19 protein-coding genes are annotated in these 20,620 nt (G+C 75.2%); 13 read left to right on the top strand and 6 right to left on the bottom strand.

Features of this window, described 5'->3' with window-relative positions; all coding sequences use genetic code 11:
- The first annotated feature begins 110 nt into the window (after nucleotides 1–110).
- On the top strand, nucleotides 111–1,382 hold the full coding sequence (locus ACI769_RS09355; RefSeq protein ID WP_061268961.1) for an NYN domain-containing protein: 1,272 nt from the start codon (nucleotides 111–113) through the stop codon (nucleotides 1,380–1,382).
- A 94-nt stretch (nucleotides 1,383–1,476) separates the two neighbouring features.
- On the opposite strand, the gene ACI769_RS09350 is transcribed toward ACI769_RS09355, so the two are convergent.
- Nucleotides 1,477–2,319 carry an alpha/beta fold hydrolase gene (locus tag ACI769_RS09350; RefSeq protein ID WP_061268960.1) on the bottom strand — a complete coding sequence of 281 codons (843 nt, stop codon included), beginning with the start codon at nucleotides 2,317–2,319 and terminating at the stop codon, nucleotides 1,477–1,479.
- 110 nt (nucleotides 2,320–2,429) lie between these two features.
- On the opposite strand from ACI769_RS09350, the gene ACI769_RS09345 reads away from it, so the two are divergent.
- Both ACI769_RS09345 and ACI769_RS09340 read left to right on the top strand, forming a co-directional pair.
- On the top strand, nucleotides 2,430–2,999 hold the full coding sequence (locus ACI769_RS09345) for a TetR/AcrR family transcriptional regulator (RefSeq protein WP_137281287.1): 570 nt from the start codon (nucleotides 2,430–2,432) through the stop codon (nucleotides 2,997–2,999).
- Between the two features lie 238 nt (nucleotides 3,000–3,237).
- Complete coding sequence (locus ACI769_RS09340) at nucleotides 3,238–4,557, top strand: family 16 glycosylhydrolase (protein ID WP_409141497.1); 1,320 nt, start codon at nucleotides 3,238–3,240, stop codon at nucleotides 4,555–4,557.
- 59 nt (nucleotides 4,558–4,616) lie between these two features.
- On the opposite strand, the gene ACI769_RS09335 is transcribed toward ACI769_RS09340, so the two are convergent.
- Entirely contained in the window at nucleotides 4,617–5,939 is a 1,323-nt protein-coding gene (locus ACI769_RS09335) for a cation:proton antiporter (RefSeq protein ID WP_409141496.1), read from the bottom strand.
- 141 nt (nucleotides 5,940–6,080) lie between these two features.
- Between ACI769_RS09335 and ACI769_RS09330 the strand changes: the two genes are divergently transcribed.
- Nucleotides 6,081–7,457, top strand: a complete 1,377-nt coding sequence (locus ACI769_RS09330) for an 8-oxoguanine deaminase (protein ID WP_409141495.1) — start codon at nucleotides 6,081–6,083, stop codon at nucleotides 7,455–7,457.
- A 51-nt stretch (nucleotides 7,458–7,508) separates the two neighbouring features.
- On the opposite strand, the gene ACI769_RS09325 is transcribed toward ACI769_RS09330, so the two are convergent.
- A complete protein-coding gene (locus ACI769_RS09325; protein WP_085387047.1) occupies nucleotides 7,509–8,003 on the bottom strand; it encodes a GNAT family N-acetyltransferase in 495 nt (164 codons plus the stop codon).
- A gap of 222 nt (nucleotides 8,004–8,225) precedes the next feature.
- Here ACI769_RS09325 and ACI769_RS09320 point away from each other — a divergent pair, with 222 nt between their 5' ends.
- The 3 genes from ACI769_RS09320 (at nucleotide 8,226) to ACI769_RS09310 (ending at nucleotide 12,235) form a co-directional block, all read left to right on the top strand.
- On the top strand, nucleotides 8,226–9,860 hold the full coding sequence (locus ACI769_RS09320; RefSeq protein ID WP_081600215.1) for a nucleobase:cation symporter-2 family protein: 1,635 nt from the start codon (nucleotides 8,226–8,228) through the stop codon (nucleotides 9,858–9,860).
- A gap of 143 nt (nucleotides 9,861–10,003) precedes the next feature.
- Nucleotides 10,004–11,536: an amino acid permease gene (locus ACI769_RS09315; RefSeq protein WP_409141494.1), complete on the top strand. Its 1,533-nt coding sequence runs from the start codon at nucleotides 10,004–10,006 to the stop codon at nucleotides 11,534–11,536.
- Between the two features lie 54 nt (nucleotides 11,537–11,590).
- Nucleotides 11,591–12,235 (top strand): 1-acyl-sn-glycerol-3-phosphate acyltransferase, encoded by a 645-nt coding sequence (locus tag ACI769_RS09310; RefSeq protein WP_061268954.1) that lies wholly within the window; start codon nucleotides 11,591–11,593, stop codon nucleotides 12,233–12,235.
- A gap of 6 nt (nucleotides 12,236–12,241) precedes the next feature.
- Here ACI769_RS09310 and ACI769_RS09305 read toward each other — a convergent pair whose 3' ends face one another.
- Entirely contained in the window at nucleotides 12,242–12,991 is a 750-nt protein-coding gene (locus tag ACI769_RS09305) for a ZIP family metal transporter (protein WP_137281280.1), read from the bottom strand.
- 106 nt (nucleotides 12,992–13,097) lie between these two features.
- On the opposite strand from ACI769_RS09305, the gene ACI769_RS09300 reads away from it, so the two are divergent.
- The 6 genes from ACI769_RS09300 (at nucleotide 13,098) to ACI769_RS09275 (ending at nucleotide 18,317) form a co-directional block, all read left to right on the top strand.
- Nucleotides 13,098–14,393: a sensor histidine kinase gene (locus ACI769_RS09300; protein ID WP_409141493.1), complete on the top strand. Its 1,296-nt coding sequence runs from the start codon at nucleotides 13,098–13,100 to the stop codon at nucleotides 14,391–14,393.
- A gap of 26 nt (nucleotides 14,394–14,419) precedes the next feature.
- Nucleotides 14,420–15,067, top strand: coding sequence for a response regulator (locus ACI769_RS09295; RefSeq protein WP_409141492.1), 648 nt, complete (start codon nucleotides 14,420–14,422; stop codon nucleotides 15,065–15,067).
- Between the two features lie 36 nt (nucleotides 15,068–15,103).
- Nucleotides 15,104–15,550 (top strand): MauE/DoxX family redox-associated membrane protein, encoded by a 447-nt coding sequence (locus ACI769_RS09290; protein WP_009864071.1) that lies wholly within the window; start codon nucleotides 15,104–15,106, stop codon nucleotides 15,548–15,550.
- A gap of 123 nt (nucleotides 15,551–15,673) precedes the next feature.
- A complete protein-coding gene (locus ACI769_RS09285) occupies nucleotides 15,674–16,843 on the top strand; it encodes a hypothetical protein (RefSeq protein WP_409141491.1) in 1,170 nt (389 codons plus the stop codon).
- 79 nt (nucleotides 16,844–16,922) lie between these two features.
- Nucleotides 16,923–17,339: a MerR family transcriptional regulator gene (locus tag ACI769_RS09280; RefSeq protein ID WP_081600290.1), complete on the top strand. Its 417-nt coding sequence runs from the start codon at nucleotides 16,923–16,925 to the stop codon at nucleotides 17,337–17,339.
- A 33-nt stretch (nucleotides 17,340–17,372) separates the two neighbouring features.
- On the top strand, nucleotides 17,373–18,317 hold the full coding sequence (locus ACI769_RS09275; RefSeq protein WP_409141490.1) for an aldo/keto reductase: 945 nt from the start codon (nucleotides 17,373–17,375) through the stop codon (nucleotides 18,315–18,317).
- 185 nt (nucleotides 18,318–18,502) lie between these two features.
- Here the strand turns inward: ACI769_RS09275 and ACI769_RS09270 are convergent, their stop codons facing one another.
- Together ACI769_RS09270 and ACI769_RS09265 are read right to left on the bottom strand one after the other, a co-directional pair.
- Nucleotides 18,503–19,360 carry a hypothetical protein gene (locus tag ACI769_RS09270; protein ID WP_409141489.1) on the bottom strand — a complete coding sequence of 286 codons (858 nt, stop codon included), beginning with the start codon at nucleotides 19,358–19,360 and terminating at the stop codon, nucleotides 18,503–18,505.
- 66 nt (nucleotides 19,361–19,426) lie between these two features.
- Nucleotides 19,427–20,497 carry an App1 family protein gene (locus ACI769_RS09265; protein ID WP_085387055.1) on the bottom strand — a complete coding sequence of 357 codons (1,071 nt, stop codon included), beginning with the start codon at nucleotides 20,495–20,497 and terminating at the stop codon, nucleotides 19,427–19,429.
- Between the last annotated feature and the right edge of the window lie 123 nt (nucleotides 20,498–20,620).

Here is a 20,620-nt window from a genome sequence, read left to right as displayed (position 1 = left end):
TCCGGCCGCCACCGAGGAGGACCGGCGCGGGACCCGGGACTCATCGACCGGGGCCCACGCCGCCCGGGTGCGGCGGCGCGGCGTCGTGGTCTGCGCCTAGGCTGGCGGGCATGGACACCGAGGAGCGCCTGGCCGTCTTCATCGACTACGAGAACCTCGCGCTCGGGGCGCGCGAGCACCTGGGCGGCATGACGTTCGACTTCGGCCCGATCGCCGACGCGCTCGCCGTGCGCGGGCGCGTCGTCGTGCGGCGGGCGTACGCGGACTGGTCGTACTTCGACGAGGACCGTCGCTCGCTCACGCGCCACCAGGTCGAGCTCATCGAGATGCCCCAGCGCATGGGGGCGTCCCGCAAGAACGCCGCCGACATCAAGATGGTCGTCGACGCGATCGAGATGGCGTTCGAGCGCGACTACATCTCGACGTTCGTCATGTGCACGGGGGACAGCGACTTCTCCCCGCTCGTCCACAAGCTGCGCGAGCTGAACAAGCGCGTCATCGGCGTCGGCGTCGAGAAGTCGACGTCCCGCCTCCTGCCGCCCGCGTGCGACGAGTTCCTCTTCTACGACCGGCTCGAGGGTGTCGACGTCCCCGACGAGCCGGAGCCCCGCTCGGTCCGCGGCGGGCGCGCCGGGGCGCCGTCGGGCGGCGCGAAGGCGAAGCGCACCGGGGGTCGCACGTCCGGGCGCCGCAAGGCGACCGAGATCGCCGAGCCGGAGGTCGAGACCCCGGCCGCGGCGGCGCTCGCGGAGCTCGGCGAGGCCGTCGGGCGCTCGTCGCGCCGGGGCGAGCCCGTCGTGACCGAGAACGCCGAGGTCGACGGCGAGACGACGCCCGTCGAGCAGCCGACCGACGAGCCCGCGCTCGTCGCGACGACCCCCGAGGCCGACGACGACGCGCCGTCGGGCGAGGACGTCCCGATGGAGGTGCGCGTCGCGCAGACGCTGGCCGACCTCGAGGCGTCCACGAGCGGCCCGGTCACCGCGTCGGTGCTCAAGCGCACGCTGCTGCGCAAGGACCCGACGTTCAGCGAGGCGGACTACGGGTTCCGCAACTTCGGCGAGTTCCTGCGGTTCCTCGCCGACCGGAGCTTCGTGGAGCTCGCGCCCGGCCCCGCGACGGGCGACCCCGAGGTGTCGCTGCCCGCGCAGGGCGACACGGACCAGGCGTTCGCGCTCGTGCGCGACGTGGTCCGCGAGGAGGGCGGCTCGACGGTCCTGTCCGGGCTGAAGAACGCGATCCGCAAGAAGCGCCCCGACTTCAGCGAGAAGGCGCTCGGGTACCGCGGGTTCCTGCAGTTCTGCAAGGCGGCGCAGGCCGCCGGCGCCGTCGACCTCGCCTGGGACGACGACGCCGACGACTACCGCGTGACGGTCGCCTGACGCTCACTCGGCCGTGGCGCCGGGCGCCGGGGACCACCCCGGCGCCCGGTCGCGGCGCTCGGACGGGCGACCGCTCCCGCGAGGAGCGTCGCGGTCAGCGACCGACGAAGGCGAGCAGCGCCTCGTTGACCTCGGCCGCGTGCGTGACGAGCAGGCCGTGGGGAGCGCCCTCGACCTCGACGTACTCGGCGTCCGGCACGAGCTGGCGGAAGCGGCGCCCGGTCGCGTCGATCGGCAGGATGTTGTCCTTCGTGCCGTGCAGGATCAGCGTCGGCTTGCCGGCCGCGCGGACGGCCTCGACGTCGGCCCGGAAGTCCTCGATCCAGGTCGGCACGACCGCGTACGCGGCGACGGGCGCGGAGCCGATCGCGGTGATCCAGCTCGCGTGCACGGCGTCCTCGCTGATGCGGGTCCCGAGGTTCTCGTCGAGGTTGTAGAAGTCCTTGTAGAACTGCGTGTACCAGGCGTAGCGGTCGGAGCGCGCGGCCTCGACGATGCCGTCGAACACGGACTGCGGGACGCCCTCCGGGTTGTCGTCGCGCTGGACGAGGAAGGGCTCGAGCGAGGCGAGGAACGCGAGCTTGGCGACGCGCTCGTGGCCGTGGTTCTTCACGTAGCGGGCGAGCTCGCCGGTGCCCATGGAGAAGCCGACGAGGATCACGTCGCGCAGGTCGAGCGTCTCGAGGACGGTGTCGAGGTCGGCTGCGAACGTGTCGTAGTCGTAGCCGCTGCCGACCTTGCTCGACGCGCCGAACCCGCGGCGGTCGTAGGTGATGACGCGGTGGCCGGCGTCGAGCAGCTCGCGCTTCTGCAGCTCCCAGCTGTGGCCGTCGAGCGGGTAGCCGTGGATGAGGACGACCGGCTGCCCGGTGCCCTGGTCCTCGTAGTAGAGCTCGATGTCGGTGGAGTTCTCCTGCCCGACGGTGATGTACCCCATGGTCGTGCTCCCTTCGCGGCGTCGGGAGAACGGTCGTTCTCCCGTGAGTCGCTACACTAGAGAACGATGGTTCTCCGCGCAAGCGGTACGACGTGAACAGGAGATGAGCGATGCTCGACGACGCGAGCGCCCGTGCGGCCGTGGTGGCCGCGGCCGACCGGCTGTTCTACGCCCAGGGCGTGCAGTCCGTCGGGATGGACGCCGTCCGCGCCGAGGCCGGGGTGTCGCTCAAGCGCATCTACTCGCTCTTCCCGTCCAAGGACGACCTCGTCGTCGCCGTCCTGCGCCAGCGCACGCGCCGGTGGGACGAGGGGATCGCGCAGGCCGCCGCGGGAGCGGCCACGCCCCGTGACCGCCTGCTCGCGGTGTTCGACTTCCTCGACACGTGGTTCCGCGAGGACGGCTTCCGCGGGTGCGCGTTCATCAACTCGTTCGGCGAGCTGGGCGCGACGTCGCCCGGGGTCGCCGCCGCGGTGCGCGAGCACAAGGAGTCGTTCCAGCGGTACGCGCGCGACGTCGTGCGCGAGGCGGGCCTGCCCGACGACGTCGCGCTCCAGGTCGTGCTGCTCGCCGAGGGTGCGCAGACGACGGCGGCCATCACGCAGGACCTCGACGTCGCGCGCCAGGCGCGCCGGGCGGCCGAGGCGATCCTCGACGCGGCGGTCCCTGCGACCGCCTGACGTGCTGGGGCGTTCACGGGGGCGGTCGGGCCGCCCGCGCGCCCGGGGTGGCGGGGAAAGCGAGATGGGAGCGATCCCACGACACGCCGAGAGAGCGCTTGCTCGGCATGATCCCGCCGCCGTAGGTTCGCGACGGAGGGCCGAGGAACGGCCCCCGCCCCGGTGCAGAGTCGCGCCGAGAGCACGTCGCGCACCGTGGCGAGACGCAGGCGGCACCGCCGCCGGACCTGGAGGAACGATGGACCTCGCACGTCACCGCTCCCTGACCCCGCCCCTGACCCCGCCCCGCACCCCGGCCGGGCCCCGACCCCGCGCCCGGCGGCGCCTCGCGGGCGCGCTCGTCGCCGCGCTCACGGCGGCCGCCGCGGCGCTCGCCGTCACCGTGCCCGCGACGTCGGCCGCAGCCGCACCCGGCGACCTCCTGTGGTCCGACGAGTTCGACGGCGCGGCGGGCTCGGCGCCGAACCCGGCCGTCTGGAACCACGAGACCGGCGCGCACGGGTGGGGCAACGCCGAGCTCCAGAACTACACGGCCTCGCGCGCCAACTCCGCGCTCGACGGCCAGGGCAACCTCGTCATCACCGCGCGTCGCGAGGGCGACGGGCCGTACACGTCGGCCCGCATGACGACCCAGGGCAAGTACCAGCCGCAGTACGGGCGCATCGAGGCGCGCATCCAGATCCCGCGCGGCCAGGGGATCTGGCCGGCGTTCTGGATGCTCGGCGGGAGCTTCCCCGGGACGCCGTGGCCGTCGTCGGGCGAGATCGACATCATGGAGAACGTCGGGTTCGAGCCGCACCGCGTGCACGGCACGGTGCACGGCCCGGGGTACTCCGGCGGCTCCGGCATCACGGGCATGTACCAGCACCCGCAGGGCTGGTCGTTCGCGGACACGTTCCACACGTTCGCGGTCGACTGGAAGCCGGGGGAGATCACGTGGTTCGTCGACGGCCAGCAGTTCCACCGCGTCACGCGCGCGAGCGTCGGCGCGAACGCCTGGGTGTTCGACCAGCCGTTCTTCCTCATCCTCAACGTCGCGGTCGGCGGGCAGTGGCCCGGCTACCCCGACGGCACGACCCAGCTCCCGCAGCAGATGAAGGTCGACTACGTGCGCGTCTACGACAACGGCTCGGGCTCGTCGAACCCGGGGAACCCCGGCACCGGCCTGCCCACGGGGACCGGCGCGGTGCGCGCCGCGAACGGCATGTGCGTCGACGTCCCGTGGGCGGACCCGACCGACGGCAACCAGGTGCAGATCGTCACGTGCAGCGGCAACGCCGCGCAGACCTGGACGCGCGGCTCCGACGGGTCCGTCCGTGCGCTCGGCAAGTGCCTCGACGTGCGCGACGGCGCGACGACGCGCGGCGCCGCCGTGCAGGTGTGGACGTGCAACGGGACGGGCGCGCAGAAGTGGGCCTACGACGCGGGGAGCAAGGCGCTGCGCAACCCGCAGTCCGGGCTCTGCCTCGACGCCACGGGCGGCGCGCCCCTGCACGACGGCCAGCGGCTGCAGACCTGGACGTGCAACGGCACGACCGCCCAGCAGTGGACGCTCTGACACCCGGCTGACCTGGCTCCGCGGCGACCGGCCGCGCGGGCGGGGCACCCCGGGGTGCGTCACCCGCGCGCGGTCGCCGCGTCGTCGGGCGGGTCGACGCGCGGGCCCGGCTCGCCCTGCTCGCCCGGTCCGGGCGAGCGGGCGCCCGGCTCGCGCGGGCCGAGCCGGCTCGCGACCATCGGCAGCACGATCACCGACAGCACGCCCGCGCCGACGAGCGCCGCCCCGACCTGCGACGTCATGGCGCCCTGCTCGACCGCGATCTCCGTGAGCGCGACGAGCAGCGGCAGCGCGGTCGCCGCGTAGAGCGCCGTCTGGACGCGTTCGACCGACGGCAGCTCGCGCCGGAACCACAGGAGCACCGGGCCGCCCCGCACGACCACCATGAGCGCGAAGAACGTCAGCGGCAGCAGCGGAGACGCGACGATGGAGTCGATGTCCAGGCCCATGCCGGAGCTCACGAAGAACACCGGCACGAACACGCCCCACGCGACCGCGTCGAGCTTCTTCTCCAGCGCCTCGACGTCGCCGGGCGCCCAGCGTCGCAGCACCATGCCGCCGACGAACGCGCCCAGCACCGCGTCGAAGCCCAGGCCCGCGGCGAGCGCGAGCAGCACGACGAGCAGCAGCACCGTGAGGCGCAGCGTGCTCTGGCCGGTCCCGTGCTCCGCCGCGCTGAAGAGGCGGTCGCCGCCGAGTGCCTTGAGGCGCCCCAGCCGGCCCGGCAGCGCGGACAGCGCGACCGCGACGACCGCGAACAGGACGAGCAGGATCGCCGCGACCCCGCTCTCGCGCGTCCCGAGCAGCACGGCCATGGCGACGATCGGGCCGAGCTCGCCCACCGCGCCGACCACGAGCACCGCACGGCCGAGCCGCGAGCCGAGCTGACCGCCGTCGCGCAGGATGGGGAGCACCACGCCGAGCGCCGTCGTCGTGAGCGCGATCGCCCCCGCCGCGACGGCGTGCGGCGAGTCGTGGCCCACGATCGCGAGGACGAGCACGGCGCCGACGACGAGCGACGTCAGCCACGCCGCTCCGGCCCGCCGACCGACGCGCTCGCGCAGGAGGCTCGGCTCGAGCTCGTACCCGGCCAGGAGGAAGAGGAAGCCCATGCCGAGGTCCGAGAGGAGCGTGACGTCGTCGGGCGTGGCGAGGTCGAGCGCGGACGGCCCGACGAGGATGCCGCCCAGCAGCAGCACGACGACCTGCGGGACGCGCGACCGCACGGGCATGAGGCCCGTGAGCAGCGGCGCCACCAGGGCGACGACGAACACCGGCACGAGCGGGGCGTAGACGTTCACGGACGGCTCCCGGTGGTCGGCGGCGGCGAGCACCAGGATGGCGCAGCGGCCGAGGTCGCGCGCGGGAAGCGGCGGGCGCATCTTGACGGCGGTCGCGGCCCGGCCTAGCGTCGGCCGGGCCGCGTGACGCGCGGCACCTGGATCGGCAGACAGGACCACTGAGCCGGCGCACCGTGGCGCCGGAGCCGCGCCCCGGTGAGCGACGAGCCACCAGGAGGCACCATGACCAGCACCGACGCAGCGACCAGGACGTGGGTCCGCGACCCGCTCGGCGTGTTCACCGCCGACGACTCCCCGGGCGCCCCGGACGCGCGCGGCGGCCTCGTCGTCGAGGGCGGGGTGATCGTCGAGCTCGTCGCGGCCGGCGCGCAGCCGTCCGCTCCCGTCGACGAGACGTTCGACGCGTCGCAGCACGTGCTCACGCCAGGCCTGATCAACACGCACCACCACTTCTACCAGACGCTCACGCGGGCCTGGGGGCCGGTCGCCGACGCCCCGCTCTTCCCCTGGCTGCAGCGCCTCTACCCGGTCTGGGCGCGCCTCACGCCGCGCGACCACGAGCTCGCGACGACCGTCGCCCTCGCCGAGCTCCTGCTCTCCGGCTGCACGACGGCGGCCGACCACCACTACGTGTTCCCGGACGGTCTCGACGACGCGATCGACCTCCAGGTCGCGGCGGTCCGGCGGCTCGGGATGCGCGCGACCCTCACGCGCGGCTCCATGACGCTCGGCCAGGACGACGGCGGCCTGCCGCCGCAGTCGGTCGTCCAGGACCTCGACACGATCCTCGCGGACTCGCGGCGGCTCGTGGACACGTACCACGAGCGGGGCGCCGGGGCGCAGGTGCAGATCGCGTTCGCGCCCTGCTCGCCGTTCTCCGTGACGACCGACGCGATGCGCGAGAGCGCGGCGCTCGCGGAGGAGCTCGACGTCCGCCTGCACACGCACCTCGCCGAGACGGTCGACGAGGAGGACTTCTGCCGCGAGCGCTTCGGGATGCGCACGGTCGACTACCTGGAGTCCGTCGGCTGGCTCACGGACCGCGCCTGGCTCGGCCACGGCATCCACCTCGACGACGACGAGGTGCGCCGCCTCGGGGCGGCGGGGACCGGCGTCGCGCACTGCCCGACGTCGAACATGCGCCTCGCGTCCGGCATCGCCCGGGCAGCGGAGCTGGAGGACGCGGGCGCGCCGGTCGGTCTCGGGGTCGACGGCTCGGCGTCGAACGACGCCTCGACGATGATCCTCGAGGCGCGCCAGGCGCTCTACCTCCAGCGCCTCCGGTACGGCGCCGACATCCCCGTGACGCGTGCGCTCGGCTGGGGCACTCGGGGCTCGGCGCGCGTGCTGGGGCGGGACGACGTCGGCGTGCTCGCGGTGGGCAAGCAGGCCGACCTCGCGCTGTGGCGGCTCGACGAGCTGCGCTTCTCGGGCGCCCACGACCCGGTCGCCGCGCTCCTGCTGTGCGGCGCCGACCGCGCGGACCGCGTCATGGTGGGCGGCGCGTGGCGCGTCGTCGACGGCGCGATCCCCGGGCTCGACCTCGGCGCCCTGGCGGCCGAGCACTCGGCGGCGGCCCGGCGCCTCGTCGCGGGGTGAGCCGCGGCCGGCGGGGACGGATCGGGCCGACGCCCGGGCGTCCCCGCCGGCTCAGAGCTCGCGGTAGTAGTGGACGACGGGCAGGGCGGTGAAGCCGCTCGACTCGTACAGGGCGCGCGCGGCGCCGTGGCCCGGGTCGCCGCCGGTCCAGACGTTGGCGTAGGCGCACCCGGCGTCGCGCATGAGCGCGAGGGCGGCCTCCACGAGCCGGCGGCCGATGCCGTCGCCCTGCACGTCGGGGTCGACGGCGATGATCTCCAGGTCGGCGGTGCGGGCGCCCTCCGGCGCGGGCTCGCCGAGCACCGTGGTGGCGAACCCGACGACCCGGCCGTCGCGCTCCGCGACGACCGTCGTCGCGGGGTGCTTCTCGCACGCGCCCCGCACCTCCGCCGCCTGGCTGCGGCGCCAGTCGGGGTAGGCGAGGTCGTAGAGGCGCTCCCCGAGGATCTCGCGCCAGGAGGCGAACGCGTCCTCCCACGCGCGCAGCGACAGCGCGACGACCGCGTCGAGGTCGGCGGGGCGGTAGGGCCGCAGGGTCGTGGTCACCGGTGGAGCGTAGGGAGGACGCGCGACGTGGTGCCAGCGCTTTGCCGCGTCGCACGGGCGACGTCACGGGCGGCGGCGGACGGGCGACGTCGGGCGGCCGCATCCGTCCTCGCTGGCCACGTACGAGTTGCGGGCCGGGACTTGACACAGGTCACACTAGGCGTTCGAATAGTGGAAGTAGTTTTCCGCCAAGCGGAACGATAGCTGACGAGGAGGTCCGCTATGAATGCGCGAGCCACGAGGGCCACGGACGGCGCCGAACGGCGTCCGGTACGCCCCGAGGACGAGCGGCTGCCCATCGGGTCGACGTTCGGGTACGGGTTCCAGCACGTGCTCACGATGTACGGCGGCATCATCGCCCCGCCGCTCATCGTGGGGAGCGCCGCGGGCCTGACCGGCGCCGAGATCGGGATGCTCGTCGCGGCGTCCCTCTTCATCGGCGGCCTCGCGACGATCCTGCAGACGGTGGGCATCCCGTTCTTCGGGTCCCAGCTGCCGCTGGTCCAGGGCGTGTCCTTCGCGGGCGTGTCCACGATGGTCGCGATCGTCAACGGCGGCGGAGGGATCCCGGGCGTCCTGGGCGCGGTGCTCGTCGCCTCCGTGATCGGCCTGCTCATCACGCCGTTCTTCGCGCAGATCATCCGGTTCTTCCCACCCGTGGTGACGGGCGTCGTCATCACGACGATCGGGCTCACGCTCATGCCCGTCGCGGCCAACTGGGCAATGGGCGGCAACGCGAGCGCGCCCGACTACGGCTCGGTGAGCAACATCGGCCTCGCCGCGCTGACGTTCGCGATCGTCATCCTGCTGTCCAAGGTCGGCAGCGGCACGATCTCGCGCCTGTCGATCCTCATCGCGATCGTCGTCGGGACGCTCATCGCCCTCGCGCTCGGCAAGGCCGACTTCTCCGGCGTGGGCGACGGCCCCGTCGCCGCGTTCCCGTCGTTCCTCGGCTTCGGGGCGCCGACGTTCGAGATCGCCGCGATCATCTCCATGCTCATCGTCATCCTCGTGACCCTCACCGAGACGACGGCCGACATCATCGCCGTCGGCGAGATCGTCGGCACCAAGGTGAACCGCAAGCGCATCGCGGACGGCCTCCGGGCCGACATGGCGTCGTCCATCGTGTCGCCGTTCTTCGGCTCCTTCACGCAGTCGGCGTTCGCGCAGAACGTCGGCCTCGTGGCCATCACGGGCGTGAAGTCGCGGTTCGTCGTGGGGGCGGGCGGCGCGATCCTCGTGATCCTCGGCCTGCTGCCGGTCCTCGGCCGCGTCGTCGCCGCGGTGCCGACGCCGGTCCTCGGCGGTGCGGGCGTCGTCCTGTTCGGCTCGGTCGCGGCGTCGGGCATCCGCACGCTCGCCAAGGTCGACTACTCGCGCCCGATGAACCTCATCATCGTGGCGGCGTCGATCTCGTTCGGCATGATCCCCATCGCCAAGCCCGACTTCTACGACCAGTTCCCTACCTGGTTCGGGATCATCTTCCACTCGGGCATCAGCTCGGCCGCGGTCATGGCGATCCTGCTCAACCTGCTCTTCAACCACCTGAAGTTCGGCACGCCGCCCGACCCGTCGGTGTTCGCCGCCGGGGCGGAGCACGGTGCGAACGCCGTGGACGACGAGGACCTCGACGACCTCCAGGACGACGGCGTCCTCAACGGCTCGACGCGCCGACCGGTCGCCGTCGACGCCTCGGCGCCGACGCCCGACGCCCCGGCGCCGGACGGCGACGGACGTCAGACCGGCACCGCCGCCGGAGCGGGCGAGCGCGCCGACGACCCGGCCGCACCGGGCGACGGCACCGCCGCGCCGCGCCAGCACGCCGTCGCCCCGCTCCCGCGGACCGCGACCCCGTAGCGACGGCACAGCGTCGTGCCCGACGCCGCCCCGCACCCCGAGCGTCCCTCACGCCGGGTGCGGGGCGTCGTCGCGCCCGGGCCGTGTAGCGTCGTGGGTCGGCGTCGAGCACGGCGTCCCGACCCCGACCGCAGGACCGCACCATGAGCACCCCCACGCCCGAACGCCCGGCACCGTCCGCGAGCGGGGCCCCGGCCGAGACCCGGCCGTCGACGACCGACCCGACCGCCGACGCGACCGTCGACCGCGGCGCCGACCCGAGCGCCGGCCCTGGCGCCGCCCCGGGAGCCGACCACCTGGGCAGCGGGCTGCGCACGCGGCACCTGACGATGATGGGCCTCGGCTCCGCGATCGGCGCCGGGCTGTTCCTCGGCTCCGGCGTCGGGATCGCCACCGCCGGCCCGGCCGTGCTCGTGTCGTACGCGATCGCGGGCGTCGTCGTCATCCTCGTGATGCGGATGCTCGCCGAGATGGCGAGCGCGCGCCCCGCGAGCGGGTCGTTCTCCGTCTACGCGGAGGAGGCGCTCGGGCCGTGGGCCGGGTTCCTGCTCGGCTGGCTGTACTGGTTCATGCTCGTCATGGTGCTCGGCGCCGAGATCACCGGGGCCGCGCGCATCGTCACCGGCTGGTACCCCGACGTGCCGCAGTGGGGCGTCGCGCTCGCCGTGGTCGTCGTGTTCGCCGTGATCAACCTGTGGGGCGTGCGGCAGTTCGGCGAGCTCGAGTTCTGGTTCGCGTTCGTCAAGGTCGCGGCGATCGTCGGGTTCCTCGTCGTCGGCGTGCTGCTCGTGCTCGGCCTGCTGCCCGGGACGGAGCCCGTCGGCACGTCGAACCTGCTCGGCCAGGGCGGCTTCGCCCCGGAGGGATGGGGCGGCATCGCAGCGGGGCTGCTCGTCGTCGTCTTCGCGTTCGGCGGCATCGAGATCGTCACGATCGCCGCCGCCGAGGCGCGCGAGCCGCGCACCGCCGTCGCGCGCGCGACGCGCAGCATCGTGTGGCGGATCCTCGTGTTCTACCTGGGCTCGGTCGCGATCATGGTGCTCGTGCTCCCGTGGGACTCGCCGCTGCTCGCCGAGAGCCCGTTCGTCGCGGTGCTCGACCTCGCCGGGCTGCCGGGCGCGGCGCGCGTCATGGAGGTCGTCGTCGTGGTCGCGCTGCTCTCGGCGTTCAACGCGAACGTGTACGGCACGTCGCGCATGGCCTACTCGCTGGCCGGGCGCGGCGACGGCCCGCGCGCGCTGCGGCGCGTGTCGCGGCGCGACGTCCCCTGGGTGTCGGTGCTGGTCTCCGTGTTCTTCGCGCTCGTCGCGGTCGGGCTGAACTGGCTCCTGCCGGAGGCGCTGCTGGGCATCCTGCTCAACGCCGTGGGCGCCGCGCTGCTCGTCGTGTGGGTCCTCGTCGCCGTCTCGCAGCTCCGGCTCCGCCGTCGGATCGAGGTGCAGGCCCGCGCGTCGGGCGAGCCGATGACGCTGCGCATGTGGGGCTTCCCGTGGCTCACGTGGGCGGTGCTCGGGGGTCTCGCCGCGCTCGCCGTCCTCATGCTGACCGACGCCGCCGCGCGCGCCCAGCTCGTGTCCACCGCCGGGCTCGTGGCCGTGATCCTCGCGGTGTACCTCGTCACCCGGCGGGGCCGGGTGCGGCGCGGTGCGGCGGTGGGAGCGCGCGCCGACGGGTGAGCCGTCGTCCACGGCGTGCACGGACGTGCGCCCCGGACGGTGCACAATGAACGGATGACCTATCGCGTCCTGAGGCTCATCCTGTCGCTGCTCGCCTACGTGCTGCTGCGGCCCCAGGTGACAGGACGCAACAACATCCCGCGCCACGGTGCGGTGATCCTCGCGAGCAACCACCTGTCGTTCATCGACTCGCTGCTCATCCCGATCGTCGCGCCGCGGCACGTGACGTTCCTCGCCAAGGCCGAGTACTTCACGGGCCGCGGGATCAAGGGCCGCCTGTCGCGGTGGTTCTTCACGACGATCGGCATGATCCCCGTCCAGCGCGACGACCCGCGCGCCGGGCAGCGCTCGCTCGAGGACGCGCTCGAGGTGCTCCAGCGCGGCGGCGCGTTCGGGATCTACCCCGAGGGCACGCGCTCGCGCGACGGCAAGCTGCACCCGGGCCGCACGGGCGTCGCGTGGCTCGCGCTCGCCGGGCACGCGCCCGTCGTCCCCGTCGCCGTGCGCGGCACGGACAAGGTCCAGCCGGTCGGCAAGCGGATCCCGCGCCTGCACCGCGTCGAGGTGCACTTCGGCAAGCCCATCGACCCGCAGCGCCAGATCACGGCCGGGACCAAGCCGGCGCAGGCGCGGCGCGAGCTCACGGACGAGGTCATGGCGTCGATCCACCGCATGAGCGGCCAGGACCTCGCGGCCTGACGGCGGTCAGCCGCCGATCGAGCTCAGCCCGAACGCCGTCGCGAACCCGAGCACCGTGACGAGCCCGGTGACCGGTCCGCCGAACTCCGTCGCCTCGGGGATCATCGTGTCGACGAGCATGGTGAGCAGCGCGCCCGCGGCGAACGCCTGGGTGACCGCCACGACGGCGGGCGACGCGCCGTCGAGCGCGAGGTAGCCGATCCCGGCCGCGAGCGCCGAGACGAGCGTCGTCGACCCCCACAGCACCCACAGCCGCAACGGCTTCGTGCCGGCCTTGAGCAGCCCCGCCGTCGCCGACATCGCCTCCGGCAGGTTGGACACGAAGACGGCGGCGAGCATCGCGACGCTCACCCCGCCGCCCCCGATGAGCGTCGCGCCGAGCACCACGGACTCGGGGATGCCGTCGAGCACGGTGCCGAGCGCGATCGCCGCGCCGCCGGTCCCGCCCGCGGCCTGGACCGACTCCTTCTGCACGCCCGTGGAGCGCTTGCGGCCCTCGCCGCCCATCCGGTCGATGATCCGGTCGCCGACGAAGAACGTCAGCGCCCCGCCCGCGAGACCCGCGAGCAGGACGAGCCCGCTCGCGCGGGTCGACGCGTCCTCCACGAGGTCGTAGGCGACCGCGCTGATGAGCACGCCCGAGCCGAACGCCATGACGAGCCCGATGAGCCGCTGGCCCGGCGGGCGCCAGAAGACGAGCGCGGCCCCGAGGAGCAGCGACGACGCCCCGACGAGGCCCCACCAGAACCCGGTCACGCTCCCATTGCACCAGCGGGCGTGCCGGGGCGCGCGGCGTCGCGCAGGTCGCGGTTCCCCCGTCGAGGGGATGTGCCGCGCGGGCGGCGCGGTGAGACTGGGGGCCATGACGACCGACGCGCGCCCGCCGCGAGGGTGGGGACGGGTGCTCGCCCCGCTGCGCAGCACGGCCACCGTGCGCGCCGGGGTGCTCCTCGTGGTCGGCGGCGTCGTCGCCGGGGCGTACGTGGTGCTCGTCGCGGGGTTCGTGCAGATGTTCGCGTCCCTCCAGACGCCGCGCGTCGCGACGGTCGTCCTGGCGCTCGTGACGGCGGTCCTCGCGAGCACGCCCCCGTTCCTCGCGCCCGTGCGCACGCTCGAGATCGCGGCGGCGCGGACGTTCCTCGACGTCGACGTGCCGCTCCCCGCGGCCGGTGCCGCCCCGCCGGGCGCGGCGACGCGCTGGCGGGCCGCGGCCTGGTACGCGCTGCACCTGTCCCTCGGTGCCGCGGTCGTGGTCGTGGTGCTGTTCGGGGTCCCGGTCGCGACGCAGCTCGTGCTGTCCGCGACGGGCGTCGAGCCGGTGCTGCTCGCCGACTGGCGACCGTGGGAGGCGCTGCCTGCGTGGACGTGGCTGCTCACCGCGGTGCTCGTGCTGCTCGCCGTCCCGTACGTCGTGGTGCTCGCGCGCGCCGTGCTGCGCCAGGCGGCCCTCCCGCTGCTCGGCCCGGACCAGACGGAGCAGATCGCGGAGCTGGAGGCGGCCGCGGACCGTGCGGCGGAGCGGGGCCGGCTCGCGCGCGAGCTGCACGACTCGGTCGGCCACGCCCTGACCGTCACGACGCTCCAGGCGGCCGCGGCGGCACACCTGCTGGACTCCGACCCGCCCGCGGCGCGCCGTGCGCTCGCCGCGATCGAGGAGACGGGCCGCAGCGCGATGGCGGACCTCGACCACGTGCTCGGCCTCCTGCGCGCGGACGTCCCGGGGGCGCCGCCCCGCGCCCCGGCCCGCACGCTCGCCGACCTCGACGCCCTGCTCGACGACGCGCGCGGCACGGGCGCCGACGTGCGGCTCGCGCGGGACGGCGCCGCGCTGCCTGACGTCCCGCGCGCCGTGTCGCAGGAGGCGTACCGGGTCGTGCAGGAGGCGCTGACCAACGCGCTGCGCCACGCGCCCGGCGAGCCCGTCGCCGTCGAGGTGGCGCCCGGTCCCGGTGACGCGCTGGTCGTCGAGGTGCGCAACCCGCTCGGGGCGGGCGCGCGGCGTCGGGCACCCGACGGCGGCGCGCGCGAGCACCGCGGCCTCGCGGGCATGCGCGAGCGGGCCCACCTGCTGCGTGGGGAGGTCGCGGCCGGTCCCGCGCCCGACGGCGGCGCCTGGGTCGTGCGCGCGACGTTCCCGCGCGCGGGGTCGTCGCGATGAGCGCGGGCCCGGGCAGGAGCGGTCCCGTGACGCGGGCGGTCCGCGTGGTGCTCGTCGACGACGAGCCGCTCGTGCGCGCGGGGCTGCGCGTCATCCTCGACGCGGAGCCGGACCTCGAGGTCGTCGGCGAGGGGGGAGACGGCGCGGAGGTGCCAGGCGTCGTCGCGCGGACGCGGCCCGACGTCGTGCTCATGGACGTGCGGATGCCGCGCGTCGACGGGATCGCGGCGACGCGGGCGCTGCTCGCGCGGGACGGCGCCCCGCGCGTCCTCGTGCTCACGACCTTCGAGAACGACGACCACGTGCTCGACGCGCTCCGGGCCGGGGCGCACGGGTTCCTGCTCAAGCGCGCTCGCCCGGAGGAGGTCGCGCAGGCGGTGCGCGTCGTCGCGCGCGGCGAGTCGCTGCTCTTCCCCGACGCCGTGCGACGCCTCGCGACGGCGCACCCGCCCACGGGCGACGCGCTGCGCGGCGCGCGCCTGACCGAGCGGGAGGGGGAGGTGCTGCGGCTCGTCGCGCAGGGGCTGTCGAACGCGGAGATCGCGGCCGAGCTCTACCTCGGCGTCGAGACCGTGCGCACGCACGTGGGCAACGTCCTCGCCAAGCTCGGCGTCCGGGACCGCACGCAGGCCGTGGTGCGCGCCTACGAGTCGGGGTTCGTGCGGGCGGGCTGACGCGCGCGCCGACCGCCCCGGTGCGACGATCGCGCCATGGACCTCTCCGTGCTCACCCGCCCCGCCCCGCCCGTGCCGCCCGTCGCGACGGTCGCACGCGTCGCGCTGGGGCTCGCCCTGGTCGGGGCCGGGATCAGCCACCTCACGGTCGCGCGCGAGGAGTTCCAGGCGCAGGTCCCGTCCTGGTTCCCCGTGGACGACGACGTGACGGTGCTCGCGTCGGGCGCCGTCGAGATCGCGCTCGGCGGGTCGCTCGTCGTGCTGTCCCGGTGGCGCGTCGCCGTGGGGCTCGTCGCTGCCGCGTTCTTCGTGGTGATCTTCCCGGGGAACGTCGGGCAGTGGCTCGAGCACCAGGACGGGTTCGGCCTCGACACCGACGCCAAGCGGTTCGGGCGCCTGTTCTTCCAGCCCGTGCTCGTGGCGTGGGCGCTCTGGTCCACGGGCGCCCTCCGGGCGCTGCGTCGGGCGCGCCCGCGCGACTGATCCCCTGACGCGCCGGCCGGTCGCTGCCGGACCGGTCGCGCCGGAGCGCGGTCACCCGCGCGGGGGAGCGGGCTCGCCGCGCCGGGGGATCCGCTGGCGGGCGGGGTCCGGGAGCGTCGAGGCATGACCACCTCGACACCGCACCCGCCCCTGTCCGACCGCACGCCGGCACCCGCGCCGTCGGCCGACGACCACCGACCGTCCACCCGCGGCGGACCACCCGCCCGTCCCGGGCGGCCGTCCCGTGGCCGCTGGGTCGCCCCCGCCGCAGCGGCGTGGTGGACCCTCGGCGGCGTCGTCGCGCTCGTCGTCACCCTGACCGGCGGCACGCTCGCCGTCGGTGCCGCGAACGACCTGTCGTTCGGCGCCCTGAGCAGGGTCCCGGGCGCGACCCTCACGCCGTGGGTCGCGGTCCTCGCGCTCGTCGGTGCGGCCACCGCGCTGCGCGCGTGGCTCGGCGGACGGCGCGGTCCCGTCGCCCGGGCGGACCGCGCGCTGACCGTCGCGGCGACCGCGGTCGTCTCGGCCGGGGTGCTCGCCCTCACCGACGCGTCGATCCTCGCCCGGCTCGGGTACCTGCCGGTCACGCTCGTCATGGCGCCGTTCGACCCCGTGATCCGCGCCGCGTTCGAGGACTTCCTCGGCGCCGGCCCGCTCACGCAGCTCGCGCTCCTCGGCGGCGGCGCCCTGCTCGTCGCCTCGACGTGGCGGTTCGTGCGCCGCGGGGCCGGGGCGTGCGCGTCCTGCGGGCGCCGCCACGACGGCCGCGACCCGGCGTGGACCACGCCCGCCGCCGCGGCGCGCTGGGGCCGGACCGCCGCGCTCGTCGCCGCCGCGATCCCCACCTTCTACGCGGTCACGCGCATCGCCTGGGTGCTCGGCATCCCGCTCGGCTTCTCGCCCGACGACGTCGCGCAGCTCGCCGGGGACGACGGCTGGGTCGCGGCGCTCGGCCTGGGCGGCTTCGCGCTCGTCGGCGCGGTGCTCACGCTCGGCCTGTTCCAGCGCTGGGGCGAGGTCTTCCCGCGCTGGGCGGTCGGGCTCGCGGGCCGCCGCGTGCCGGTCGGGCTCGCGGTGGTCCCCGCGACGGTCGTCGCGGTCGCGGTGCTCCCCGCGGGGCTCTCGCTCATCGTCCTCGGGTTCGGCGAGAGCCGGCTGGCCCTGACGGCGGACTCGTGGGGCGCCGTCGGGCCGACGCTCCTGTGGCCGGTCTGGTCGCTCGCGCTCGGCGCGGCGACCTACGCCTACTGGCTCCGCCGCCGTGGCGCGTGCCGGGTGTGCGGGCGCGGCTGAGCCGGACGGCGTTGGCCTGGAGCACGCACCAGGACCCAGAATCGGGAGCGCGTACCGACAGCGCAGAGAGAGGCTCCTCATGTCCGACACGCTCACGCCGCAGGCGGCCGCCGCCCGAGCAGGCGTCAGCCTCGACACGCTCCGCTACTACGAGCGGGAGGGGCTCATCGGGCCGATCGCCCGGACGGCCGGCGGGCACCGGGCCTACGACGGGGACGACCTGTTCTGGATCGGGCTGGTGACGTGCCTCCGCGACGCCGGGCTGGGGATCTCCGAGCTGCGCGAGTTCACGTCGCTCCTGCGCCGCGAGGGGAGCCCCGCGGACCGCGTCGCGTTCCTCCAGGGCCATCGGCGGGAGCTGCACGAGCGCAGGGCGCGGATCGACCTCGCGCTCGGCGTGCTCGACGAGAAGATCGCGTACTACCGCGAGCAGGCGGGAGAGGCCCCGGGGCCGAGCGTCGAGGGGGACCCGGCTCCGCCGTCGCGCACCGCTTGACCTGGAGCGCGCTCCAGCATCGAGCATCGGGGCATGACCGCACAGCAGAACGCCCCCCAGATCGTCCTCGGGACCATGGACCACGGCACGCGCGTGGAGCAGACCACCGCGTTCCGGCTGCTCGACCGTTTCGTCGAGGCCGGTGGCCACTGGCTCGACACCGCCAACTGCTACGCCTTCTGGACCGATCCGAGCGGGCTGGGCGGCGCCAGCGAGCGCGTGCTCGGCGCGTGGCTGCGGGCGAACCCGGGGGCACGGTCGGCCGTCGGGCTCGCGACCAAGGTTCGTCAGGACCCGCTGGTCGCGCACGCGTGGCCCGAGAGCGCGGAAGGGCTCTCCGCGTCCGCCGTCCGGGCCGGGCTCGACGGGAGCCTCGAGCGGCTCGGCGTCGACCACGTCGACCTGCTGTGGGCGCACGCGGAGGACCGGACGGTCGACCTCGCCGAGACCGTCGCCGCGTTCGGGGAGGCGGTGGCCGAGGGGCGTGCCACCCGGATCGGCGCGGCCAACCATGCGTCGTGGCGGGTGCAGCAGGCGCGTGACCTCGCGCGTCGGCAGGGCGTGGCCGAGTGGTCGGCGCTGCAGCTCCGGCACTCCCTCGTGCAGCCCCGCCCGGGGACCACGGTCCCGGAGGCGGGCCACAAGCTCCTGGCCCCGGACGACCTCGACCACGCCCGCACGCAAGGGCTCGACCTGTGGTGCTACACGCCCCTGATGATGGGCGGGTACACCCGCGCGGACCGCCCGTTCTCCGCGGGCTACGCCCACCCCGGGACCGAGCGCGTGCTCCGCGTGCTCGACGAGGTCGCCCGGGAGACCGGCGCGACGCCGAACCAGGTCGTCCTGGCCTGGCTGATGAGCCAGGGGATCTCGCCCATCGTCGGGGCGAGCAGGATCGAGCAGGTCGACGAGGCGATGGCCGCGCGCGACGTCACGCTGTCCCCGAGCCAGCTGGACCGCTTCGCCGACGCCCGCTGACTGCTCACGCCCGCTGACCGCTCACGCCCGCTGACCGCCGCGGCCGACACCCCCGGAACGGTGACGACCCCGAGCCTGCTCCCCGTCGAGCACGACGTTGCTGTCGGCATCGGCCTGATGACGACAGCAAGGTCGTGCTCGGCGGGGCTGCTGCGGCTCGGCCGGGCTGCTGCGGCTCGGCGGGGCTACTGCGGCTCGACCGGGCCGTCCTGGCCGGCCACGAGGTCGCCGCAGCTCGTCTCCTGCGCCGTCGTGACGACCGGGTCGTCGGCGGCGGCGCCCTGCGCGACCGTCTCCTCCTCGCCGTTCGTCGCGACCTTCGCGCCCGTGTCGAGGTCGACGAAGGTGCGCGACACCGTGAAGGTGGAGCCGTCGTCGGGCACGGCGTTCAAGCCCGCGAGGCGCAGCGCGCCGTCGACCTCGGTGCAGCCGACGCCCGTGCCGAAGCCCGTGAAGCCCTTGTCGAACGTGTAGGGCTCGTCCTGCGCGTTCTGCGTCGGCGTCAGGGCGCAGTCGGCGGCCGAGAGCAGCAGGACCTCGCGGCCGGTGTCGACGAGCGCGATCGGCGCGGTCCCGTCGCCCGCCGCGACGAGCTGGACGATCGCGCTCGCGGGCTGCGGGCTCGCCGACTCGACGGGTGCGGAGAACGTGGCGCCGGACGCCGTCGTGATGCCGAACGTGCGGTCCGCGCCGCCGGTGAGCCACGCCGTGTCCGGGCGGCCGTCGCCGTCGACGTCGACGATCTCGTGCGTGCCCGCCCCGGCGGGGACGCCGTCGCCGGTCGCGGGGCACCCCTCGGCGGCGGGGGTCGAGGCGCCGTCGGTGGGCGACGCCGCGTCGGTGGGGGACGGGCTCGCGGGAGCGCTGGTCGACGGCGCGGGCGTCTCGACGGCGGGGCCCTCGTCGGTCGGGCGGTTGACCAGCCACACGACGAGCGCGATCACCAGCACCGCGACGACCGTGACGACGATCCACGGCCACGTGCGGCGCGTCGGCGCGGGCTCGGGGTCGGGCGTGGGGAACGGGCCTCCGGGCGTGGTCATGTCCTCAGGCAACCACTCCCGCCGGGGCGCGGCATCCGGAACCGCGGAGGACCGACGGCACCGGTCTCAGCGACGCAGGACCTGGGCGAGCGAGCGGGTGAGCGCGTCGCCGTCGGGCCCGTGCGCCGTCGGGACGCCCCCGACGTCGCCCGGCAGGCTGCCCGGCGCGGGCAGCGGCGAGCCGTGCGCGAGGACCTGCTGCGCGGGCGTCAGCTCGCGGATCGCGACGGCCGCGACGTGGCCCGGGTGGCGCCGCGCGGCGCGCGCGTAGATGTCGGGGTCGTGCTGGCCGTCGTCGCCGATCAGCAGCCAGTCGACGTCGGGCAGCTCGCGGAACAGCCGGTCGAGCGACGTGTCCTTGTGCTCCGGGCCGCTGCGGAACCAGCCCGTGTTGGTGGGGCCCCAGTCGGTGAGCAGCAGCGGGCCGGGCGGGAAGCCGTGGCGCTGGAGGAAGCGTCGCAGGTTGGCGGCGGTGTTCCACGCGCCCGTCGACACGTAGACGAACGGGGTGCCGGGCCGCGACGTCGCGATGCCGCGGTACAGCGCCGCCATGCCCGGCACCGGCACACGGGCGCTCGAGTGCCGCACGAACGTGTTCCACGCCGCGATGAACGGGCGCGGGACGGCGGTCACCATCGCGGTGTCGTCGATGTCCGAGACGACGCCGAGCCGGCGCCCGTCGGCCACGACGAACACCCTGCCGGTCGCCGTCGCGCCCGCCGACGTCCGGAACGAGACGTCGTGCCAGCCCGGCGCGAGGTCGACGTCGATCACCCGGTCGAGGTAGCCGCCGCGGTCGGACACGAGGTCGACCGTTGTGCTGCCCACCCGCACGCGGACCTCCTCGCGCGGGGCCGGGGCGGTGAAGAAGTAGCGCCAGCCGCGGCGGTCCGCGGACTCGCGCTCGTGCAGCGCCGGGTCGAACGCGGGGCTCGCGAGCAGCACCCGGCCCAGCACGCGCACGCGGCGCGGGCTCCCGTAGCCGGCGAACGGCTCGACGCGCGGGCGCCACCCGCGGGCCTTCTGGAAGCGGGAGACGACGGCGCGCCACCGGTCCTCGAGCCGCGCGGCCCGGTGGGGGCGCTGGCTCGGGGTCGGCTCGCTCGTGACGGTCGGTACGGGTGCGGTCTGTGGCATGGCTCGGGGCGCTGTCCTCGGTCGGGGGTGGCGGGTCCAACCCTGTCACAGCCTGCCCACGAGCGCGGGGTGTCGCTCGGGGCGGCGGTCGTCGCTCTGGACGGCGGCCGTCGCCGACGAGCG

Source organism: Cellulosimicrobium sp. RS (genome assembly GCF_046159675.1).
GTDB classification, from domain to species: Bacteria; Actinomycetota; Actinomycetes; order Actinomycetales; family Cellulomonadaceae; genus Cellulosimicrobium; species Cellulosimicrobium funkei.
This window is presented reverse-complemented; position numbering and strand designations above follow the sequence as displayed.

Bases quoted from the DNA above. Each gene is read 5' to 3' on its own strand.
- ACI769_RS09355 (WP_061268961.1), top strand. From the start codon at position 111: ATGGACACCGAGGAGCGCCTGGCCGTCTTCATCGACTACGAGAACCTC.
- ACI769_RS09350 (WP_061268960.1), bottom strand. From the start codon at position 2,319: ATGGGGTACATCACCGTCGGGCAGGAGAACTCCACCGACATCGAGCTC.
- ACI769_RS09345 (WP_137281287.1), top strand. From the start codon at position 2,430: ATGCTCGACGACGCGAGCGCCCGTGCGGCCGTGGTGGCCGCGGCCGAC.
- ACI769_RS09340 (WP_409141497.1), top strand. From the start codon at position 3,238: ATGGACCTCGCACGTCACCGCTCCCTGACCCCGCCCCTGACCCCGCCC.
- ACI769_RS09335 (WP_409141496.1), bottom strand. From the start codon at position 5,939: ATGCGCCCGCCGCTTCCCGCGCGCGACCTCGGCCGCTGCGCCATCCTG.
- ACI769_RS09330 (WP_409141495.1), top strand. From the start codon at position 6,081: ATGACCAGCACCGACGCAGCGACCAGGACGTGGGTCCGCGACCCGCTC.
- ACI769_RS09320 (WP_081600215.1), top strand. From the start codon at position 8,226: ATGAATGCGCGAGCCACGAGGGCCACGGACGGCGCCGAACGGCGTCCG.
- ACI769_RS09315 (WP_409141494.1), top strand. From the start codon at position 10,004: ATGAGCACCCCCACGCCCGAACGCCCGGCACCGTCCGCGAGCGGGGCC.
- ACI769_RS09310 (WP_061268954.1), top strand. From the start codon at position 11,591: ATGACCTATCGCGTCCTGAGGCTCATCCTGTCGCTGCTCGCCTACGTG.
- ACI769_RS09300 (WP_409141493.1), top strand. From the start codon at position 13,098: ATGACGACCGACGCGCGCCCGCCGCGAGGGTGGGGACGGGTGCTCGCC.
- ACI769_RS09290 (WP_009864071.1), top strand. From the start codon at position 15,104: ATGGACCTCTCCGTGCTCACCCGCCCCGCCCCGCCCGTGCCGCCCGTC.
- ACI769_RS09285 (WP_409141491.1), top strand. From the start codon at position 15,674: ATGACCACCTCGACACCGCACCCGCCCCTGTCCGACCGCACGCCGGCA.
- ACI769_RS09280 (WP_081600290.1), top strand. From the start codon at position 16,923: ATGTCCGACACGCTCACGCCGCAGGCGGCCGCCGCCCGAGCAGGCGTC.
- ACI769_RS09275 (WP_409141490.1), top strand. From the start codon at position 17,373: ATGACCGCACAGCAGAACGCCCCCCAGATCGTCCTCGGGACCATGGAC.
- ACI769_RS09270 (WP_409141489.1), bottom strand. From the start codon at position 19,360: ATGACCACGCCCGGAGGCCCGTTCCCCACGCCCGACCCCGAGCCCGCG.
- ACI769_RS09265 (WP_085387055.1), bottom strand. From the start codon at position 20,497: ATGCCACAGACCGCACCCGTACCGACCGTCACGAGCGAGCCGACCCCG.